The sequence below is a fragment of the Psychrobacter sp. PG1 genome (assembly GCF_014897815.1).
Lineage (GTDB): Bacteria > Pseudomonadota > Gammaproteobacteria > Pseudomonadales > Moraxellaceae > Psychrobacter.
Genome location: NZ_JABUZG010000053.1, coordinates 124,005 through 145,037, shown reverse-complemented (window position 1 = coordinate 145,037; position 21,033 = coordinate 124,005). Strand labels below are relative to the sequence as shown.

Annotated in this window: 13 protein-coding genes, 1 pseudogene and 1 other annotated feature; of the genes and pseudogenes, 11 read left to right on the top strand and 3 right to left on the bottom strand. The window is 39.4% G+C overall.

Going from position 1 to position 21,033, the window contains the following annotated elements:
- A pseudogene (locus INT03_RS06830) lies at positions 1-314 on the bottom strand (transposase); the annotation flags it as partial.
- 12 nt (positions 315-326) lie between these two features.
- On the bottom strand, positions 327-851 hold the full coding sequence (locus INT03_RS06825) for a LysR family transcriptional regulator (protein WP_193008345.1): 525 nt from the start codon (positions 849-851) through the stop codon (positions 327-329).
- Between the two features lie 251 nt (positions 852-1,102).
- Between INT03_RS06825 and INT03_RS06820 the strand changes: the two genes are divergently transcribed.
- The 5 genes from INT03_RS06820 to INT03_RS06800 all read left to right on the top strand — a co-directional run bounded on the left by INT03_RS06820 (position 1,103) and on the right by INT03_RS06800 (position 6,812).
- Positions 1,103-1,981, top strand: coding sequence for an ABC transporter ATP-binding protein (locus tag INT03_RS06820; protein WP_193008344.1), 879 nt, complete (start codon positions 1,103-1,105; stop codon positions 1,979-1,981).
- A gap of 66 nt (positions 1,982-2,047) precedes the next feature.
- On the top strand, positions 2,048-3,730 hold the full coding sequence (locus INT03_RS06815) for an ABC transporter permease subunit (RefSeq protein ID WP_193008343.1): 1,683 nt from the start codon (positions 2,048-2,050) through the stop codon (positions 3,728-3,730).
- A 77-nt stretch (positions 3,731-3,807) separates the two neighbouring features.
- Positions 3,808-4,794, top strand: a complete 987-nt coding sequence (locus tag INT03_RS06810) for an ABC transporter substrate-binding protein (RefSeq protein WP_193008342.1) — start codon at positions 3,808-3,810, stop codon at positions 4,792-4,794.
- A 102-nt stretch (positions 4,795-4,896) separates the two neighbouring features.
- On the top strand, positions 4,897-6,039 hold the full coding sequence (locus INT03_RS06805) for a TIGR03364 family FAD-dependent oxidoreductase (RefSeq protein WP_193008341.1): 1,143 nt from the start codon (positions 4,897-4,899) through the stop codon (positions 6,037-6,039).
- Positions 6,039-6,812, top strand: a complete 774-nt coding sequence (locus INT03_RS06800) for a phosphonatase-like hydrolase (protein WP_193008340.1) — start codon at positions 6,039-6,041, stop codon at positions 6,810-6,812. Before INT03_RS06805 ends, INT03_RS06800 begins: the two co-directional genes overlap by 1 nt.
- Before the next feature lie 234 nt (positions 6,813-7,046).
- Here INT03_RS06800 and INT03_RS06795 read toward each other — a convergent pair whose 3' ends face one another.
- The gene (locus INT03_RS06795; protein WP_192992604.1) at positions 7,047-8,027 is read right to left on the bottom strand and encodes a GlxA family transcriptional regulator; all 981 of its coding nucleotides are present in this window, start codon (positions 8,025-8,027) and stop codon (positions 7,047-7,049) included.
- Between the two features lie 225 nt (positions 8,028-8,252).
- Here INT03_RS06795 and INT03_RS06790 point away from each other — a divergent pair, with 225 nt between their 5' ends.
- The 6 genes from INT03_RS06790 (at position 8,253) to INT03_RS06765 (ending at position 20,804) form a co-directional block, all read left to right on the top strand.
- A complete protein-coding gene (locus tag INT03_RS06790; RefSeq protein WP_193008350.1) occupies positions 8,253-9,509 on the top strand; it encodes a M24 family metallopeptidase in 1,257 nt (418 codons plus the stop codon).
- A gap of 280 nt (positions 9,510-9,789) precedes the next feature.
- Complete coding sequence (locus INT03_RS06785) at positions 9,790-11,253, top strand: sodium:solute symporter family protein (protein WP_102078426.1); 1,464 nt, start codon at positions 9,790-9,792, stop codon at positions 11,251-11,253.
- A gap of 223 nt (positions 11,254-11,476) precedes the next feature.
- Complete coding sequence (locus INT03_RS06780) at positions 11,477-12,430, top strand: DMT family transporter (protein WP_227522988.1); 954 nt, start codon at positions 11,477-11,479, stop codon at positions 12,428-12,430.
- Between the two features lie 1,126 nt (positions 12,431-13,556).
- Complete coding sequence (locus INT03_RS06775) at positions 13,557-15,944, top strand: site-specific integrase (RefSeq protein ID WP_193012407.1); 2,388 nt, start codon at positions 13,557-13,559, stop codon at positions 15,942-15,944.
- 1 nt (position 15,945) lies between these two features.
- Positions 15,946-19,155, top strand: coding sequence for a site-specific integrase (locus INT03_RS06770; RefSeq protein WP_193008339.1), 3,210 nt, complete (start codon positions 15,946-15,948; stop codon positions 19,153-19,155).
- A 429-nt stretch (positions 19,156-19,584) separates the two neighbouring features.
- Positions 19,585-20,804, top strand: a protein-coding gene (locus INT03_RS06765; protein ID WP_413469374.1) for an IS3 family transposase whose coding sequence is annotated in 2 segments (ribosomal slippage) — positions 19,585-19,861 and positions 19,861-20,804 — 1,221 coding nt in all. Because the reading frame shifts where the segments join, the coding sequence is not laid out codon by codon here.
- Positions 19,860-19,976, top strand: a sequence feature (AL1L pseudoknot). It overlaps the preceding gene by 117 nt.
- Positions 20,805-21,033 lie beyond the last annotated feature (229 nt).

Below are 21,033 nucleotides of genomic sequence, written 5' to 3'. Positions count from 1 at the left end.
TTTAGTCAGCGGTCGAGCTCCGCCTGGGCGAAAAAAGCGGCAGCCTTACGTATAATCTCGTTGGCTTGCTTGAGCTCTCTGCATTCGCGTTCAAGCTCCTTGATGCGCTCTTTATCACTTTGCGCTTGCACCGATGCAGGAATAGTTTGATCGATGTGTTTTTTATGCCACGACCGCAGGGTTTCAGGCGTACAGCCAATCTTAGGGGCAATGGCTTGAATCGCTGACCATGTGGAAGGATAGTCGCCCAACGCTTCTATCAGCATGCGGACGGCGCGTTCTTTAATCTCAGGAGTGTAGGTTTGTCTTTTCATTGTCGTATTCTCTCAGAATGTTGAGTCTCCGACAATCCCGGGGCGGTTCACACATTTCTTAAACTGTAACTTGTCACTTTTTGGAACATTTGCAAGAATACCAACATCTACTTGACCGTTAACTACTCTACTGAACGTTTCATAAAAATTACCAAAATAGATCTCAGTTTGTAGCTTGGGATAGCGCTTACTAAACTGCCTGATAATTTCAGTGCCCGGCAGCGGGCTGCATAGAGCTACCTTTAATATAGCCGATTCAAAGATTTTACTTCTTTGAATCAGCTGCTCTAGATCATCTTCAACTGCTCGCATTTTACTCGTCAACGACCCAAGCTCTAAGCAGTAATCTGTTGGCACAAGGTGCCTGCCACGTTGCATAAATAGCTTAAACCCAAGATTGTTTTCAAGCGTAGATAGTGCTTGGCTAATGGCAGATTGAGACACGCCTAAACGTTTAGCTGCCTGCGTGTAATTACCTTCCTCAAGCACAGAGTTTAAGATGTTTAGCTGATTATAAGTATAGGGCTTTTTTGTCATATGACCGCCGTCTTTCGTATCGGTTTCAGAGATTGTCAGGCATATCTCTGGGAAGTACGAGAAGTTATACACGATGAATAAGACTGAATGATTAAATATATAAGCTAACCTTATATATGACACCAAACTGTCATACTCATCTCTTATATTAGTCACATGTAAACGATTAAAGCGTTGAGCAATTTACCTAAGTGTATTTGCTTGAGCTATCACTCACTGCTAATACCAAAATATAAGTTTGGGCTTGAATTATGTTAGAACTAAGAAATGTGACTAAGAAATATGATGGTAAAGTTATTTTTGAGGATATCTCCCTAAAAGTAAATAAGGGTGAGATTGTTTCAATATTGGGCCCATCCGGCTGTGGGAAAACCACGTTGCTGCATATTATTTTAGGTCTAACCGATATTAGTTCTGGTCGACTTGCCTATGATAAGGAAGACATCACACGTGTGCCTATGAAGCACAGAGGTTTCAATATTGTATTCCAAGACTATGCTTTGTTTCCTAACTTGAATGTAAAGCAGAATATTGAATATGGGCTACGTAATAGACCTAACGTCAGCACACAAGCGGAGGTTGATGAGCTAGTTGACCTTTTGGAGATTAAGCCGCATTTGAATAAGCGAATCAGCCAGCTCTCTGGTGGGCAGAAGCAGCGTGTTGCATTAGCACGTACTTTAGTGATGAAGCCTAAGATTTTATTATTAGATGAGCCTTTATCTGCCTTAGACGGGGTTATTAAAGAGACCATTAAGACACGTATTCGTGAGATTGCAGAGCGTTATGAGCTAACCACTTTGATTGTGACACATGATCCTGAAGAAGCGATGACACTCTCTGATCGCATTTTGTTGTTATCAGACGGCAAAGTAGCTCAATATGCCAAACCATCAGAAATCATCAAAAACCCTGCCAATGATTTTGTTAAAAGCTTTATCTTAAATCAGCTCAATATCAAACGTCGTAATATCTTGAGCCTATTTGAAACGGACGATGCGCCAGCTGATCCATTAGAAAAATACACTCAAATGAGACCTGTGCTAGATGGCAGTTCAGTCACTGAAGATATCAATTCCATAATCCAGCGCACAGCTGCTAAATCAATTAAAGATACCTCCAAGGGTTAACAAAGGTTAATCGCACTAGGCCAACGCTGGTCTTTCAAAACTTACTTATTTTGCGCGTAGGTCATTATGAAACTTAATAACTCACCGCTAATGAAAGCTTCGTGGCTTTTCATTGGTGCGCTATTTCTCGTCTTTATGTTTGTGCCTTTGGGTAAAATGTTGGTGCTGTCATTTAATGTGGCTGATGGAGTAGGTATAAGCCACTATGTCGATATCATCAGCAGTAATGACTTCAGACAAGTGATGTTAAATAGTTTTTTTGTCGCCATTGTTAGTGCGATGAGTGCCACCTTTTTGGCATTTATCCTTGCTTATACGGTGCACTGGACTAACTTGCCAAAGGGTTTTAAACAAACCATTAAGCTTGCATCACTGTTTCCTATGCTATTGCCAACAGTGACTTATGGATTTGCCATTATTTACACCTTTGGTAAGCAAGGTCTACTCACTAAAATAATTGGCTTTCAGTTGTTTGAAGACATATATGGTTTCTATGGTATGTGGCTTGGCTACACCATCTACACCTTGCCAATAGCCTTTTTACTGCTTAACAATACCTTTCAATATTTGGATAAGAAGTTCGTGATCGTATCAGAATTGATGGGCGATTCACGTTTACGCCAGATAGATATGACGGTCATTCGTCCCTTAATTGGCACGTTTGCAGCCGCTATCATTCAATGCTTCTTTTTGGCCTTTACTGACTTTGGTATTCCAGCCTCTATTGGTGGTCAGTACAAGGTTATCGCCACTGAGCTTTATACCCAAATACTGGGTGCATCTCCCTCGTTTGAAAAGGGCTCTGTGGTTGCTTTGTTTATGCTAATCCCCTCTGTTTTGAGCATTCTACTGCTTTGGTATGTGGCTCGATTTAATGTCAGGTATGACTCAGTAGAGCATTTTGACTTGCCTACCTCTAAAGTCAAAGACAGGATTCTGGGTGTGTTGTCCAGCGGCATTTTAACTTCACTGCTATTTGTATTTGCTGTGATCTTCATCATTCCATGGATTAAGACATGGCCTTACGAGATGGCGTTTAGTACAGACACATTTACTAAGGTGATCGAGTCCTCGAACCTAATGCGAGTGTATAAAAACTCACTTATTGTCGCCACACTAACAGCTATTTTTGGCACCATTATTACCTATGTTGCCGCGTTGATATACGAGCGCTCAGGGTTATTCAAGATAGGAAAGCTGACGATCGAAAGCTCAGCCTTAGTAACCAATACAGTGCCAGGTATGGTTATTGGTATTGCCTATCTAATGGTTTTCTCAGGCTCATCGATATCGAACACCATCTTCATTATTGTGATTAGTAATATCATTCATTACTTCTCCACACCTTATCTCATGAGTAAAAATGCACTATCAAAAATGAATCTAGGCTGGGAGACCACAGCTTCTTTGCTTGGAGACTCATGGCTACAGTCTTTACGCCGAATTGTTGTACCCAACTCAATACTTACGCTTATCGAAGTGGCCTCGTACTTTTTTATCAGTGCGATGGTTAGCATCAGTGCAGTGATATTCATTTCAGGTGCAAAGACGATGGTGCTAACTACAAAGATTGTTGAACTACAGCACTTCGCCCGCTTTGATGAGATCTTTATCTTGTCGCTGATGGTACTACTCACAAATATCACGGCATTAATATTCTTCGCAGTGGCGCGATATCTTTATACCAGAAGCATTAATGGCACAACAAAAATAAAAGTGAAAAAAACCACAGTGACGACGGTCGCTTAGATATTTCAACACAGTTTAGGCGTTGATATTACGAAAACTAATTTAATTTTTAACTATTCAAATAATCAGGGAAAACAATGAATTTATTTAAAACGATAATAACGGGATTAACTTGTGGAGTTTTAGTAGCAGGTTGTGGGTCGCAAAGCTCGGGAGATACGGCTGGCGAGGAGGTGATTATTTATAGTAATGCTGATGAAGAGGCAGTCGAGGTTATTCAAGAGGTGCTTGATGAGGCAGGCTTTGAAGGTCAATACATATTTCAATCATTCGGAACAGGTGAGCTTGGTGGACGACTGTTAGCAGAAGGAAAAAATATCGAAGCTGATATGGTGACAATGAGCTCGTTTTATATCGAAAGTGCTCAAGCAAAGAACCCAATGTTTAAAGCGTTAGCATTTACGGCAAATCCACAGGTTGCGACGCCTAATTACTATGCACCGATACTCAGCTTTACGGGTGCCATCTTACTCAATACCAAAGAGATGGAAGCCAATAATCTCCCCATACCTACCAGTGCCAAAGACTTAGCGAATCCTATTTATAAAAACCAGATTTCTATGGTTGATCCAAATGGCTCATCAACCGGTTGGTTGTTTGTACAGGATATTGCTGCTGAATATGGCACCGATGCTGAAGGTCAACAAATCATGAATGCTATTCGTGAAAATGCAGGACCTAATTTAGAGCTATCTGGCTCTGGTCCTCTTAAAAAGGTAATGGCAGGTGAGGTGCCTATCGGTTTCGGTCTACGTCATCAGGCAGTCGCTAATAAAGCAAAAGGTTTACCAATTGATTTTGTTGATCCTAGTGAAGGTAATTACACATTGACTGAATCGGTTGCTGTTATTGATAAAGGAGAGAAAACCAATCCTAAAGCAATGAAAATGGCTGAGTTAATTGTCACTAAAGCTCGCCCACGTTTATTAGAAATTTATCCAAATATTGTGTATGACGGTGAGACAGTAGCTGCTGAAAATCAGATTGATAACTCTAAAACCTATCCAGAGCCATTAACTGCCGAGCTGTTAGATAAGCACCGTGCTTTTTTCCATGGTGAGTAATTTTAGTTGAATCAAAATAATGCCCATTCATGCTTAGCTATATTAGTTCATAGGTTAAGCAAGTAGAGGGCTAATTAATAAAGATATATGGGAAGAGCAGGTATGACAATGAGCAAAATACTTTCTGATAAAACATACGATGTCGTTGTCGTAGGTGGGGGTATCGTTGGGCTGGCAAGCGCCTACGCCGCCGTTAAAAAGGGGCTGAGTGTTGCGGTTGTAGAACGCCAATCTCAGAACAAAGATGCCTCTGTTCGTAATTTTGGATTTGTGACCGTTAGTGGTCAGCGTCGAGGTAAGCATTGGCAACGCGCCATGCACTCGCGTAATGTTTGGGCCGAAATTGCCCCAAAAGCAGGTATTCAGGTAGAGCATATAGGTCTGCATATGTTAATGCAGCGACCTGAAGCGGTAGATGTTGCACAAGCTTTTTTAAAGACAGAAATGGGTGAAGGTTGCCGACTACTGACACAGTCTGAAATTAATGAAGCCGCGCCTTATCTGAACAAGGGAGAAGGGGTGTTATATAGTCCACATGAGCTTAGAGTAGAATCTAATACTGCAATCGCTAAGCTGACTCATTGGTTACAAGAGACGCAGAGTGTGGATTTTTACAACCATACTACGGTGACTTCAGTGGAATTACCAAAAGTGCATACCAGTCGCGGTGTACTTAACGCTGAGCACTGTGTGGTCTGCCCCGGAGCGGACTTTACTGGCTTATATCCAGACGTGTTCGCTAAGACCAAAGCTAAAATGTGCACGCTAAATATGATGCGAGTTATGCCCGAAAAAGCATTTAGATTAAATGCCGCTGTCATGTCAGATTTAAGCTTTGCCCGTTATGATGGATTTGCTCAGTTACCTGAAGCTACGGTACTAAAAAGCTTACTTGACGATATTCAAAGTGCAGAGCGTCAAGCAGGTGTCCACCTAATTGTGGTTCAGTCTGAAGATGGATCACTAATCATCGGCGATAGTCATGATTATAGTGATAGAGAGCTGCCGTTTAGAGACACCCGAATTAATGATCTAATCATTAATGAATTCAAGCAGGTGATGGATATTGGTGAGATAGATATTACTCAGCACTGGTTGGGTGTATATCCAAGTGCAGATGACGTGGTATTTAAGGCATCACCTGAAAAAGGCGTGGTGGTCGGTGCAGTCACCAGTGGTACAGGGGCATCAACAGGTTTCGCATTTGGCGAAGAGTTAATTGAATGGGTATTGGAATCAAAGTAATGAATACAGCAAATAATAATATAATAAGCAGCAGCTCACATGGTGATAGTTTAAACAGTATTAAAAACAAATTTTTTGATATTAAGCTCTGTGTGTTTGATATGGCTGGCACAACAGTAAATGAAGGTAACCTAGTCTATAAAACCGTATGTAATGCCATCAATGAAGCACTGAATAGCGCTGGCAAGTCAGATAAACAAGTGAGTCTTGAGTTATGTTTAGAATATGGTGCAGGGAAAGAAAAACGCAACGCCATCCGCGATATTTTAAACAGGTTAGATTTATCTGATGCTTGTATTGAGTTGTTAACGGATACTGCGTTTGCTACCTTTAAAGACAGTCTTGCAACTGCCTATAGCAAGGAGACCTTATCTGAGTTTGAAGGCATGTCAGAGTTGTTCGAGCAGTTAAAGGTGAGCGGTCGTAAAGTGGTATTAAATACAGGATATGATGCTAAGACTGCTAATGAAATTTTGACTGTCTTAGGGTGGTCTGTGGGAGATCAAGTAGATGCACTAGTAACAGCCGATGACGTAGAAAATGGCCGCCCAGACCCGGATATGATTACTCTTGCGATGAAGCGGTTCAATGTTGATAATTCACAACAGGTGTTAAAAGCAGGAGATAGTGGTATCGATATTGAAGAAGGTAAGAATGCAGGGTGTGGGCTAGTTTTAGGTGTGCTATCTGGTGCACAAAATGAGCAGCAGCTAGTGAAGTATTCACCTGATGTGATTTTAGACAAGCTGACTGAGCTAAAAGAGCTTATTTAACTCAAAGCTAAGTCTAAGTTTCAATATATGAAAAATAGTAAAGCCATAAGAGCAGTGACTTTTATGGCTTTTTTAATTTGGAGGTTTTATCCTAGATTCTATGTAACTGCCGTTTAGATTAAAGGCTTACTAATACAGTCGTCAAACAGAATCATAAAGTGATTTTCTGATGTCTTTAGGGTAGTCAAAGAATACCGTTAAGCCATCCTAGTTACTGCGTCAATAAAAAATAGGTTATATCAGCTGATTCTCTTGCCTGTAATGGCTTGGTGTCATGCCATAGTTTTTTTTGAAGGTGCTAGAGAATGCACTGTTATCGATAAAGCCGCTTGCTAGTACGATTTGACTAATAGGTAGCGTGGTATGTTTAAGAATATATTTGGCGTGTTCAAGGCGCAATCGCACGTAATACTGTTGCGGTGAACAACTAAAATTTTTGTTAAATATGCGCTGTAATTGTCTACTTGATAATCCAAGATGACGGGCAATATCCTTAACGCTTAAAGGCTCTTCAAGATTGGTTTTCATCAATGAAATAGCATCTATCACATTGGTATAGCTACTGCTCAGTATTTTTGGCTTGGGCATATGCTGTACGTAAGTAGGCTCACGTATAGAGGTGATAATAAACATATCTTGTATCTTGGAAACGATGTGATGACCATGATGCTTATTGATGATATGTAAAGTCATATCCAATGCGCAAGCCCCACCTGAACAAGAGTATAGCTGCGGTGCTATTGTAAATATCTGGTCATTAAAAATAACACCTGGATAGCTTTCTTGGGCTACGCTGATGTTTTCCCAATGTAGCGAGGCTGCTTGCTGTTCAAGTAAGCCCGCTGCGGCCAATGCCAGCGCACCTGTGCACAAGCCTCCAAGTGCAATATCCCGTACTGCCAATCGTTGAATTAAAGTAATGAGCCTACTAGATTCCAAGTAATCTGTTTGGTGACCTCCGCATACGAACACCAAGTCGCAGGTTAATAAGTAATCGAGTGGTGCAGTATGACTTAACTTGATACCGTTACTACTACTGGTCTTATTGTCATCGAACCCTGCCACTACCCACGAGTATAAGAGTTGCTCGCTCACATAGTTTGCCATTCGAAGTGGCTCAATGATATTGCTGAACGCTAACATGGTGAAGCCGTTAATCAGTAAAAACCCAATACGTCTCGGCTTGTCCGTCGTTTTTTTTGTTATCTGCGTCATCCTATTTCGCCTCCCACACATCTCAACTTCTAATCAATATTAAGATATTTTTCTGAATGTCTGATTATAAACATAAAATGTCGCTTATGAAAAAATACCTTATTAATTTTACCTCTATTATCGAACGTGTTCTCAGTTAATTATTACCTACTTTGGAGACGTTCCATGTCAGCACTAAAAGACCTTACTAGCACGTTATCTTCTACAGATTTTTCTCGAAAATCGATGAATTCATTAAACCTAACCTCTTTAGATGGCTCATTAGATAATCTGCATCTCCCAAGTCTAATCGAAATTAAAAACGGCCAGAAAGTGCAACCGACTTTTAGTCATCAAGAATATGCAAATCGTCATGAGAAACTTCGTGAGTATTTAGATAATCATGGCATTGTGGCGGCGCTTTTCACCTCGATACATAACATCAATTACTACACTGACTTTATATATTGCTCTTTTGGGCGACCTTATGGACTAGTCGTTACTTCAAAAGAAGTTGTTTCTATTTCAGCCAATATCGATGGTGGACAGCCTTGGCGGCGTACTGTGGGCGACAATAATATTGTTTACACTGATTGGCAGCGTGATAACTATTTCAAAGCCATTGCTCAACAAATTCCTAATCACGGCCGCGTTGGTATTGAGTTCGATCATTTACCAATGGATCGCTTTGCTAAGCTCAAAGCTATCTTACCCAATGTAGAGTTTGTTGATATTAGCCTAGCATGTATGACCATGAGAATGGTTAAGTCCTCTGAAGAAATAGCGCTAATAAAAAAAGGTGCCCAGGTTTGCGATATTGGTGGGGCGGCATTGGTACAAGCTGTCTATGACGGAGTGCCCGAATACGAAGTTGCTTTGGCATCTACACAAGCGATGGTTAAAGCTATTGGTGAGCAGTTTGGTCAAGTGGAACTTATGGATACATGGACATGGTTTCAGTCAGGTATTAATACGGATGGTGCCCATAATCCAGTGACCAATCGTCGTGTCCAATCGGGTGATATATTGAGTCTTAATTGTTTTTCTATGATAGCAGGCTACTACACCGCGCTTGAACGCACATTGTTCTTGGATAAATGTGATGCAGATTCACTACGCTACTGGCAGATAAATTGTGAAGTGCATGAAGCAGGTCTTGAGCTTATCAAACCTGGCGTGCGCTGCTGCGATATCGCACATGAGCTGAATAAAATTTATGCAAAATATGACTTATTAGAAAAACGCAGCTTTGGTTATGGCCATTCTTTTGGTGTGCTTAGCCATTATTATGGACGCGAGGCAGGACTTGAGCTACGTGAAGATATTGAAACAGTGCTTGAGCCCGGTATGGTCATCTCTATGGAGCCGATGATTATGATTCCAGAGGGCATGCCGGGTGCTGGCGGTTATCGAGAGCATGACATCTTAGTCATCAATGAGACGGGCGCTGACAATATCACAGGCTTTAAGTACGGCCCGGAGCATAATATTATCGGTCGTTAATGTAGGGGAGTGTCATCAATAAATACTGTCTATATTGAGTGGGCTACCATGAATAATTTTCTTATTTTAAGCCCGCCAACATAGATGATGATGCGCCTCGCACGATGCAATTATTTTCACATTTTACTTATTAAGGAAATAACATTATGGACCTGTTTCTTAACAGCTGGACGTTATTTTGGTTTTTGACCATTAATGTACTGACGCTATTACTGGCAGTGAGTTATTTCTTCGTAGAGCGTCATAACAAGTAATGTAGTAAACGATACGAGGAATCGACATGTTTATTAATTGGATGATATTGTTAGCAGCAATTGCGCTTCTCATTGTATTGGCTAGTAAAGCGTCAAAAGTCATGTCAGCAGATGAGGAAAGTGGTTTTTTAGTAGCCGGTCGCTCATTAGGGCCTTTTGTTATGGCAGGTACTGTCGTGGCTACTGGGTTTAGTGGTTGGGGCTTTATGGGTTCACCTGGTGCCGCATACCAATATGGGACGATTGAGCTTTTAGGTAATTTCTTTTTTGCACCAGCCATGGTCGTCGCCGTATTATTTTTTGCGGTCTATTTGCGTAATAGAGCCATGAAGATGGGTAGTAGTACCATTCCTGAATTTATCGTCAATTTGCACTGTAATGATCGAAATTCAGTATCTGCTCGCACTTTGCGTATTGTCACGTCTTTAGGCATGATTATATTTTTGACCGTATTTTTGACGGCTCAGATTAGAGCGCTTGGTATGTTGGGTAGTAGCTGGCTAGGTATTTCACCTCTTCTGGCTTCTGCGCTTTTATTGGTAATTATTACTATTTATACCATGGCAGGCGGATTGCTCGCCGTTGCTTGGACTGATACCTTTATGGTGATTGGGATGGCCACTGCTGCCATTTATATAGTGGTTCAGGTGTTCACTGACATTCCGTTAGCAGATATGATGACGCAGCTGAATGCGATAGATCCAAACCTTGTCAATCCAGAAAATTCTAACCCATATGGCAATGCCAAAGCTTCTGTTTTTCTAGTATTTGTCTATGCACTTATCTTTAGTACTGCATTGCCCTATATGTCAGTACGTTTTTTGGCGATGAAATCTAATATTAGTATTGCCAAAACAGGCTTTTATACGGCCATTCTAGGGTGTATTTTGAGTTTGGTGCCTATCGTTGGCTTATATGTTCGTATCAAAAACCCAGGTCTGATCAATCCCGATGAAGCAATGCCTTGGTATTTAGCCAATGCTATTCCAAGTGTAGTGGGCAGCGTGATCACTTTGTTTATTCTTTTTGCTATGAAATCTACGGCAAACTCTATCTTGCATACCTTATCAACTGCTGCCTCACATGATTTGCGTTTGGCAGTATTTGACAATAAACCTCGCACTGAGGCTGAGCTATTGAAACTGAATAGATTGTGGGTCGCTATTGTGGCTGCTATCGCCTTCATTTCTACCTTCTTCTTACCTGAAGCGATGCTTAGCTATCTAGGAATATTCTCTAGCGGTACCTTAATGGCAGCTTTATCTGGCGTGCTTTTAGTGACTATCTTTTATAAAGGCTCAACGATGGCTGCTATTGCCTCTATTATCATCGGTGCTGTTTGTAGTAGTTATCTCTTAACATCAGGTATTGTCGGCTGGGTAGAGGGACCTCTTATCGGATCAGCTGCATCAGCCATCACTTACTTGGTCGTTAGTGTGTTGGTTCCTAATAGAGTCAAAGTCATATCAGAAGAAGCTGTCAGCGCTTAGATATAGATACTTATATTTATTAATACTTAACAGAGCCTAAGTTAACCGCTGAGTTTATTGACTGATAGTCATAAATTCAGCGGTTGACGTATTCAGTCAGGCTGGCAAGTATGAGTTGTATAGATAAGCTAATGCTGATTAACACTCAGTTATTTTGTACCAGTTTTATATTTACTCAATGATATTACGAACATTTTATGTTCAATAATAGAGGTGACTAGTCGTGGAAGTATTGAAAATCAGACCTATAGCGGTTGATGTCAAGCCATGGATTGGCACCATACAAATTGTCATGGCGGCCATATGTTGGGGCACACTTGGTATATTTTCGACTTATCTTAGTCAATTAGGTTTTAGTAGTTGGCAAATTACGATATTGCGTATCATAACGGCAGCTATTATTGCTATAGCGATGTTGCCTAAGATCTGGAAACCATTAAGTAGGCTAACACTCGGTCAATGGTTTGGGCTTGGTCTACAATCCCTAATTGGCGTACTGGGTATGACGGTTTGCTACTTATTTGCAGTGCTTCATGTGGGTGCAGGCACGGCAGTCGCATTACTCTATACGGCGCCGGTCTTTAGCTTGATATTCTCGCACCTATTATTAGATGAGCGAATTACTTATAAAGCTGCATTATTAGCAGTTGTAGCAGTGATTGGCGTTGGTATGACTACGATGGGTGGCACTACTGAAGGGAAGTTGGGTATTGCCGTTGGGCTGCTCTCTGGCGTTTGTTACTCTTTGTATGGTGTGCTTGGTAAACGCGCCATGCATCATAAACACTCTGCACCGCTTGTCTTTTTTACGTCAATTTTGTTCAGTGGCATTGTATTATTGTTCATTCCTACCACGTATACAACTTATTATAAGCTGATACAGCTTCCCGTTATTAGCTGGATATATGTACTGGGCTTATCTTTGGTGGGTACGATTGCACCTTTTGCATTATATATGAAAGCATTAGAAAAACTACCAGCCACACGCGCGTCAGTATTTACTATCTTTGAACCTTTGACCGCAATATTTTTGGCAGTGTTGCTCCTGCATCAAATGTTATCAGGTGTTCAATATATAGGTGTTTTTTTGATTTTGCTCGTTGCTCTATTAAATGGGCTAACAAATTCGACCAATGTACAACTGCCGAGATGGTTTAGAAGACAAAAATTATCGTAATTTAGTTTTATAGACATTATTATTTATAATACAACTATCTCAAATCAGTTGCTGAGCTCTCAAAAATATTGAGTTGCGCTACGAGTTAATAGACAGTTATTGAAAGCACTCTAAATATTGAGTATACAGCTTAGAGCTCGATTCCTGTATAGCGCACCGATCACGATTTCATACTATTTTCGGACTTGTTAAGCGCATTAGTCAATATAAGGTGAATTAAATAAATGGCTCATTTGGATATATAGTCAGTTCAAAATAAAACTGTTTCATGATATGGGCTGTATTTCTTTTATTCTGGATTGTCTATAGCCAACGTTTCAAAGGCAGCATTTTTCTGGCAATCTGTTGCTTCTAAAAAATAATTTGATATAAGAGCTACGACTCTAATGGCAGGATGGTTATCATTTCTTCTTAAAGTATGCAGCGTAGAAACTCAGCTTAGATGAAATAGGTATATTTTGCTATATCCTGGTATATTTTGGTATAAGTAACTGAAATTAATTATTATTTTACGATAATTATTTGCAATTTCTGTAGATAACAGTAGATTAAATTATATAAGATTTCAATAAGTATGATTGGATTTCACTATTTATGAAAAAGACTTACCTAAACGATATAAAGCAAAAAGAGCTAAGTGTTCATAAAGCTAATATTGGCTACTATAAAATATTTAATCACCTTATTTTGCCGTACATGTTAAAGAGCGATATTGAATTTTGGACTCGAATTCAGTGTTCGCAAGTGTTTCAAGTAGAAAAGCAAGGTAGTAGAGGGTATTTATTCTACGACAATTTTTTTATTCTGAATTATTGTCTCACTACCGATATACAAGATGTCAGTATCTATGAATCCGAATTAAATTTTAGCGTCAGCAAAAAGTTAACTGACTCTCAAATTAAGTCTTACGCATTCAGTGAGATAATATTTTTTATCACCAGATATAAGGTCGTATTGAATTTGGTTGAGTGTTATCAGCAATTGAAAAATCAGCTGTCTAAGGATGATTGTGTTAGGTTGTTTAACGTTGCGAAATTAACGACAAAGATATTTATCAACCTGATTGGGACATCAGAAGCTAGTTACTACAATTCGCGCAAAAAAACTCCTTTAAAGGAGTCGTATGATGGATGAAGTTGAAATTGATTTTGCATTACAGCAGTTGCTACCACACGATATTTCGTATGACAACATAGATGAGTTCAAGGTGGTTAAATGTATCTTTTATCATTACCATTCGAACACTCATCAGTGCTTAGACTTCAACACTTTAGTTTCTACTCTTCCAAATTACGATAGACCCAGAAGAAATCATAAGAGAGCAGATATTCACTGGTTATTGGCCCTAATCAAACACAATTTTGAAGATTTAACTGACTATAACACTAACTATGCGCTGATTAGAGAGTGGTTAGGGTTCGCCATTTATCTTAGTGTGTTATCACACATTCATCTAAACCCAGTACAAGCCAAGAGCATATTAAAGAAATTTAAAATATATGGATATACACAAACTGCAGACTATCAGTGGTTTTGGAGTCATGAATTTTTTCAAACTATATTACCACTCTCAAGGCTAGAGTTTGACTCGCAATATTTACAACCCTTAATAGATGACCTTAATGAGCGTGCTGAAGTACTAGCGAATGCACGGTGGGAACAAAACGATACTAACAACTATAAGAAACGTGCGCGTCAGATAGAGCAAATCCATCAAATAATAGAATGGGCCTACTATCCTGAAAGAAAACATAAACGAAGTAGTAAAAAAGACAAAGAGCAAAAAAAAGACAAAGAGCAAGCAGGGACGAGTGATAATAGCAACTCTAAGTCAGATAAACCTGACAAAATAAAAGACAAGCCTTGGCAAAATCTTAAAGCTGAACCTATACCCGTTAACGCGCAGCCTCATTTTTATGGGTTTTTCCATACTAACAACGTGTCTGATCCTATTGATAATAATCCAATAGAATTAATACCTTTTTGTGAAAAACCATCTCTTTCTGAGGAAAGTGTTTCTGTTGAAGAGTTGGTAGATGCTTATAATTCAGATTATTTTTTCAGCTATTCACAGCCTGATCTCTCTAAACGTATCGCACCACTTCATAACTATGATGAATCGGTACAGCAAACCTACATGGCAGCGCATGATTTTGAGCTTGCTACTAATGTTCGCTATCTTTCAAAAATGAGCTGTCAGGCAGTGTTTAATCATTTAGTAACCTACAGCGCACAACCGGTAGCAGCTCTCCTGCTTTTTTCTCTGATCACTGGTTTACCTATCAAAACATTATTGATTCCTGATTTTTTTAGCAAAAGTACGTTGCTTGAGTACGATAACGAGCAGATATTTATTATGCATAGGTTAGGCGTAAGTGATAGGGCAGAGCTTAAGACTTCTTGTTTTGAAAATAAGTCAGATCTCATTTATCTACCACTACCTATAGGTTTGACCTGCAAGTTAGCAGAGGTTAGTGCATCAGAGCTAACGATGGAGAAGGTAAAAGAGTTTATTAAAGCCATGAAAAGTCAGCTGGAGATTGTTTATCTTACTGATACTCGCATATCAAAAATATTACATATGTATATCCGACGATTCACACCATCGGGTAATGAGCATTATGCAGATTTAATTTGCCGTACACCTGCCTCTATCGCACCTGCAATTTATTACAGTAGCCATTCAAACGATGACATCGTTTCTGTTTATAAAGATTGTTTGAACTCATTAAGTGCAGGGTCAACTTACAATCTTGGCTACTTTGATAAGCCAGTACCACATTTCTCTACAGGTAGCATGCAGGTGCTAAATATTGAACATGTCAAAAACCTAGTCTTAGATTTAACGTTATGGGTTTCTAACAGTGAAACAGCATTTGAGCTGTTTAATCGATATAGTATCTATACATGGTATGCCATTTGTTTGTCGACAGGTATTCGAGCTAACAACGGCATTCCAGGTTCAGTCAATCAAATAGATGAAGAAATGGGCTGGTTGATCGTAGATGATAAGCCTAATCGTAGTAGTAAGACAGATCGATTAATACCTCTATGTGCAAGTGCCAAACAACTAATAATAGACTACAAAATTTTCTTACGAACATTCAGGATGACCTTTATTGAAAATAGAGAGTTATCTAATCTTATCACTGAGACGCTAGATGATAATATTGAATCAACAGTTATTAATCTTTTAGAGTCTATGCACCAGTTAAATCCCATTAAACGTGGAGATATTATTAAAGCGACGCCTCATGAGCTAGATATTGATCCCTATTGGGTTCGGCATTTTGTGCGTACTCAGCTAGAGAGACTTAGCACCCCAATACCGCTGATCAATGCAATTATTGGCCACGAAAAGCGTGATCAAGAGGCGTTGAACAAGTATTCTTCAATCTCTAAGCAGCAGATCCATAAAGTAGGTCCTACTCTTGAAATTATTGCACAAACTATTGGCATAAAATCATTAGCCTCTATCGTAGAAGAGCGCTTAAAACAACTGAGAGCTGATTAACATGTCTGATATTCAAACCACAGAACCTAGCGTTTGGATAAATCCAAACGGACGAATTACTGATAAATTTTTCATCAAATTATCTACAGGCTATCAATTAATTGATTCAGAGAGTCGGCTAACACCTCTAGAGTTAAATAAACGTAGCCTTCTACTAATGTTTCAAGAAAATTGGGATACTTTGTTCGATAAGGCCAAAATGTGTCCAATAACTAAAGGCCAGCGAATAACTAATACAGACCTGGAAGTGTTTTATAGTCAGATGACGTCGAGTATCCCTACCTACTGCTATCAAGGATATCCTTTAACACAGGCCTATACACTGCTGAATGAATTTATCGCTTACCAAAATAACAATTTTCAGACCCAAATGACTGCATACCCAATGCCTCCAAAAGCAGTTAAAGCTAAGGTCAATACTTTAAGTGTTGATTCTGACTGGATTAAAAATGGTAAGAAAGTGAGTAGTATTTTGACAATTGTTGATCGCTATTGGTTAGATACGGATTGTTATACGGAAACCCAGATTATAGGGTGGCTAATATTTTCAGCAATGATATATGGAGGAATCAATGATAAAAAGACTCTTGTAAGCTACATAAATACTATTAGAGAACCGACAAAACGCCAGCCTTTTATAAACTTCAATATTATTAGTCATGGACACTATAAGAACAGAAAATATGGCAACGAGTATATTACTGATGACTTGTATTGCAATCAGCAGATTGTTTTAGACCCTGTCACACGGTGTTGGTTGATACGGTTAAATGACTGTCATAGTAAAGCTAGGATGATATCAGTGTTTGATGAGCTGATACACGAAACGCTGATTGAAACGAGCATTGAAAATATATTAAAAACCACTTTAACTCCACTCCTAGTTAAGCAGAGTATTAAAACACCAACGTTGGCATTCATGCTCTCTAATAGTAGCTATATTTGGGAGATGCTACCTAATGTGAATGTAGATCAGGCATCGGTAACCGTTATGAAAGGCAAGCAGGATACCGTTGGACTCACGAAAAAATCGTTTGAACGATTACTTCATCAGAAGTACCAGCCTATTCAAAAAGTATATGAGAACAAAGAGTTTCTGGATCTTGAAATCATTGCTTCCAATGGCGAATGTGAGAAAAAACCCTCTCGCCGTCAGGCAGATGATGAGCTTGATCTTATTAAAGAGCTTAAAAATATACTACATAAAAAGTATGAGCATCAGAATAAGTCCAAGTCTCAAAGCAACATAATCGATGAACTATTAAAAATATCACATGATTCTTCAGGTTTGAGCTATAAAATATTAATACGTTGGGTATTATCTCTTGTAGAAAAAAAGGGAATTAATAATGAGTCTATCAGCAAATATATAACCGCTATAGGTTATGAATGGCTAACGTTTACCAAAGACCAACCGCTTGAGAGTTGGACAACTGAATACTTTGAAGAGCTATATGATGAAATACTTGATGATATGGCTGTCAAAGATTTAAGTTACCCGGCAAAACGTCTACAAGCAATACATAAGTTTGCTGAAGTAGAATATGGATTCCCAAAGGTTAAAGTATCTCTTACGTCATCGCAGCGTAAAATTCGCTCTGAATGGTTTTCTCCACAACTATTTTCAGCACTTATAGAACAGATACGTATTGGTATTGATATTGTTGAAGCCGATATGCTCACTATTTTATTCACTATCGCGTATCGTACTGGCATGCGTAAAAAAGAGATCTTAGGTCTTAAATATGCCGATATCGAGGGAATGCAGCGTGACAAACCGTCAGTTATGATACGTCCAAATCATTATCGTTCAATAAAAACAGACAAAAGCATCAGAGAGGTACCGCTATTTGCACTGTTAAAGCCATCTGAATTGGCTTTGTTTATTAAGTTTATTTCTATTAACAGGACGAAGAATGATCAGCGTTTTATTTTTACACTGTCATCCTCACATATACCTCTTGCTGATCATGTTCCAATCAAGCTGCTCAAGCTATTGCATAAAGATATAGGAGGATCTGATCATATAGGTATGACGTTTCATGGATTTAGGCATACAGCGATGACTAATCTAGCATTAGTAATGCAAGGTCATCCTGACTTAGTCATGAGTATGACTGACTACAATGAAGAGGATATTGAACGTATTAAAAAAGGATTACTGGGTGAAAATACTTGTGGCTCAGATTTGTGGTATAGCTGCGCTCATCTTTTTGGACACTTATCACCTGATAGAGGTTTCGAATATTACAATCATACCGCATGGCTAATGGCGTCTTATAGTCTTAGTCAAGCGAGTATTCGATTGCCTTATAGCACATTTAAAAATATTACTGGTATAGATAAAAAGCAATTAAAAGAGAATGGATATAAAGGTGATACCAATAACATAGATCTGCAAAAGATACAAAAACTATTGTATCGACAAGTATTGAATAAAGATTATAGAAGTCCAAAACAGTTTGCTATTCAAGAAAACTGTAATAATGCAGTAGTAGCGAATGTACAAGATGATAGTAGAATAATGCTATTACAGCGGTATGGTCTACGAAGGGTTATTGGATTTTTAGAGGATGTGGTAGAGGATAAAAATGTTGATAACGTAGCTGCAAAATACGATATTAATAGGTTACATGCACAGCAGTATTTTGATAACGCTATGCGAATTCATGGCATTCTATCTACAAGAGGCCAAAAGCGGTTTTTCGCTGAAACAGATACTATTAAGTTAACCCCATCATTACTGAAGAGTGGTCGTGAGCAGAAGATCTTAAGTCAGTTTTTTACGAACGCTACTACAGTTAGAGACCAAAAAAATGAACAATGGAATCAGTTTATTATGGTTGCGGCTTCTAAAATGAGCACTTCGCGTCCTAGTATCAACTTCTCTATAAAAGATATGAATGCAGCAGTAGATTTTATAAAGCTTGGGGCTGAACTTATAGAAGACAAGTATTGGCTTGTAAGGGGTAATGAAGAGATAATGTCACTATTTAAAAAAGAGCTATCAGGCTATCCTGACTTAAAATTCGAAACGTATAAACCAGATAATATTATTAGTCTAGGTATACATAACCCGAACAGCAAAAAGAATTCAAAGAAAAATAGTAACATTGAAGTCTCCAATTACGAGTATTCGCCCTTATTGAGGTTTGCTATACATTTAACTTTAATCTTGGATTTGGATAATCAGTTTTTGAAAATGATGTGAATTTAGATTGCCAGGTGTTTTTGGATGAGGTTATGGTGGGTACGCTATCAGAATAGTGTGGTCGTTATCTGCTTAAAACTATATACAGGACTAATCGTTGAGCCCTTATGGTGATATATGTTTATAGAGCATAAAAAGAAAAGTAATCAATGAAGCGGTAGTGATCCTGATGTCTAACTGTGAATATTTATAAATATGATTGATGAGCCCTTACTAGACTCATAAAAATAGCGCCCATTGCAGGCGCTATTTTTATTTCATTTCTATGAGGCAGAGACCATCCCAGATTCTGTGTAACTGCCATTTAGATTAAATGCTTACTGATACGGTCATCAAACATAATCATAAAACGATTCAGAGCAGACGTCCAGTTACGGATTGAACCGCCCCGGGATTGTCGGAGACTCAACATTCTGAGAGAATACGACAATGAAAAGACAAACCTACACTCCTGAGATTAAAGAACGCGCCGTCCGCATGCTGATTGAAGCGTCGAGCGACTATCCTTCTACATGGTCAGCCATTCAAGCCATAGCGTCAAAGATTGGCTGTACGCCTGAGACACTGCGATCCTGGCATAAAAAGCACATCGATCAAACTATTCCTGCATCGGTGCAAGCGCAAAGTGATAAAGAGCGTATCAAAGCGCTTGAACGCGAGAACAAAGAGCTCAAGCAAGCCAATGAGATTATACGTAAGGCTGCTGCTTTTTTCGCCCAGGCGGAGAAGGGCCGTCCACCCAGATAATGGTTCAGTTTATTGATGACTATAGAGGTAGTTATGGGGTCGAGCTGATTTGTAGAGTACTACCGATTGCCCCGTCAACCTATCACCGTACTAAAGACCTAGAGTGCTGCCCTGAAAGGCGTTCACTGCGCAGTCAGCATGACGACTACTATCTCAGCGAGATTAAACGCATCTGGCAGGACAGCAAATGCCGCTATGATGCTCGCAAAGTCTGGCGGCAGATGAAGGCAGATGGCATTTATATCGCACGCTGCACCGTCGAGCGTTTAATGAGTCAGCACGGCTTACAAGGTGTCTGGCGCGGTAAGGGTAAGATTACCACCAACAGCCGTGACGACCAAAAGCGTGCTGACGACTTGGTCAATCGTAACTTTAATGCCCATCGTCCTAATCAGCTGTGGGTTGCAGATTTTACTTATATCAAGACATTGAGCGGCTGGGTTTATACCGCTTTTATCATCGATGTATTTGCTCGCGCTATTGTGGGCTGGAAAGTATCTAATCGTATGAACACAGATATGGTGATGGCGGCGTTAAATCAAGCAATAGCAGATAGAAACTATCCCAAAGATGTGATTCATCACAGTGATCGAGGGGTTCAGTATTTATCCATTCGCTATACCGATAAGATGACGGACTCTGGCGTGATTGCTTCTGTTGGTACAACAGGCGATTCATACGACAATGCATTGGCTGAAACGGTCAATGGGCTTTACAAGTCTGAGGTGATTCATTATTTAAAGCAGAACTGGACTGGTGTGAACGATGTTGAACTTGCAACCCTTGAATGGGTGGATTGGTTCAACAAGAAGCGTCTACATAGCACGATTGGATATGTGTCACCCTTTGAGTTTGAAAAGCGGTATTATGATAATTTAACCCTGTCAGGCATCGCTGCCTGACTCAAGTAGATCAGCCTCCGATATAGTCGGGGCGGTTCACTGATAAAGCTCTTATTCCAAAGCCATTCCATGATTGTATATATAAAGTAGAAAGAGCTATTGATAATCAAAGTTATCACTCTATAGAAAATGGGCCGTCAGCCATATATTTTTCAGACATCAGAGGCGGTTTATTAAGGTTAGCATCACATCTGGATAAGCAATATTTTGTTGAAGACCCAGATGAACA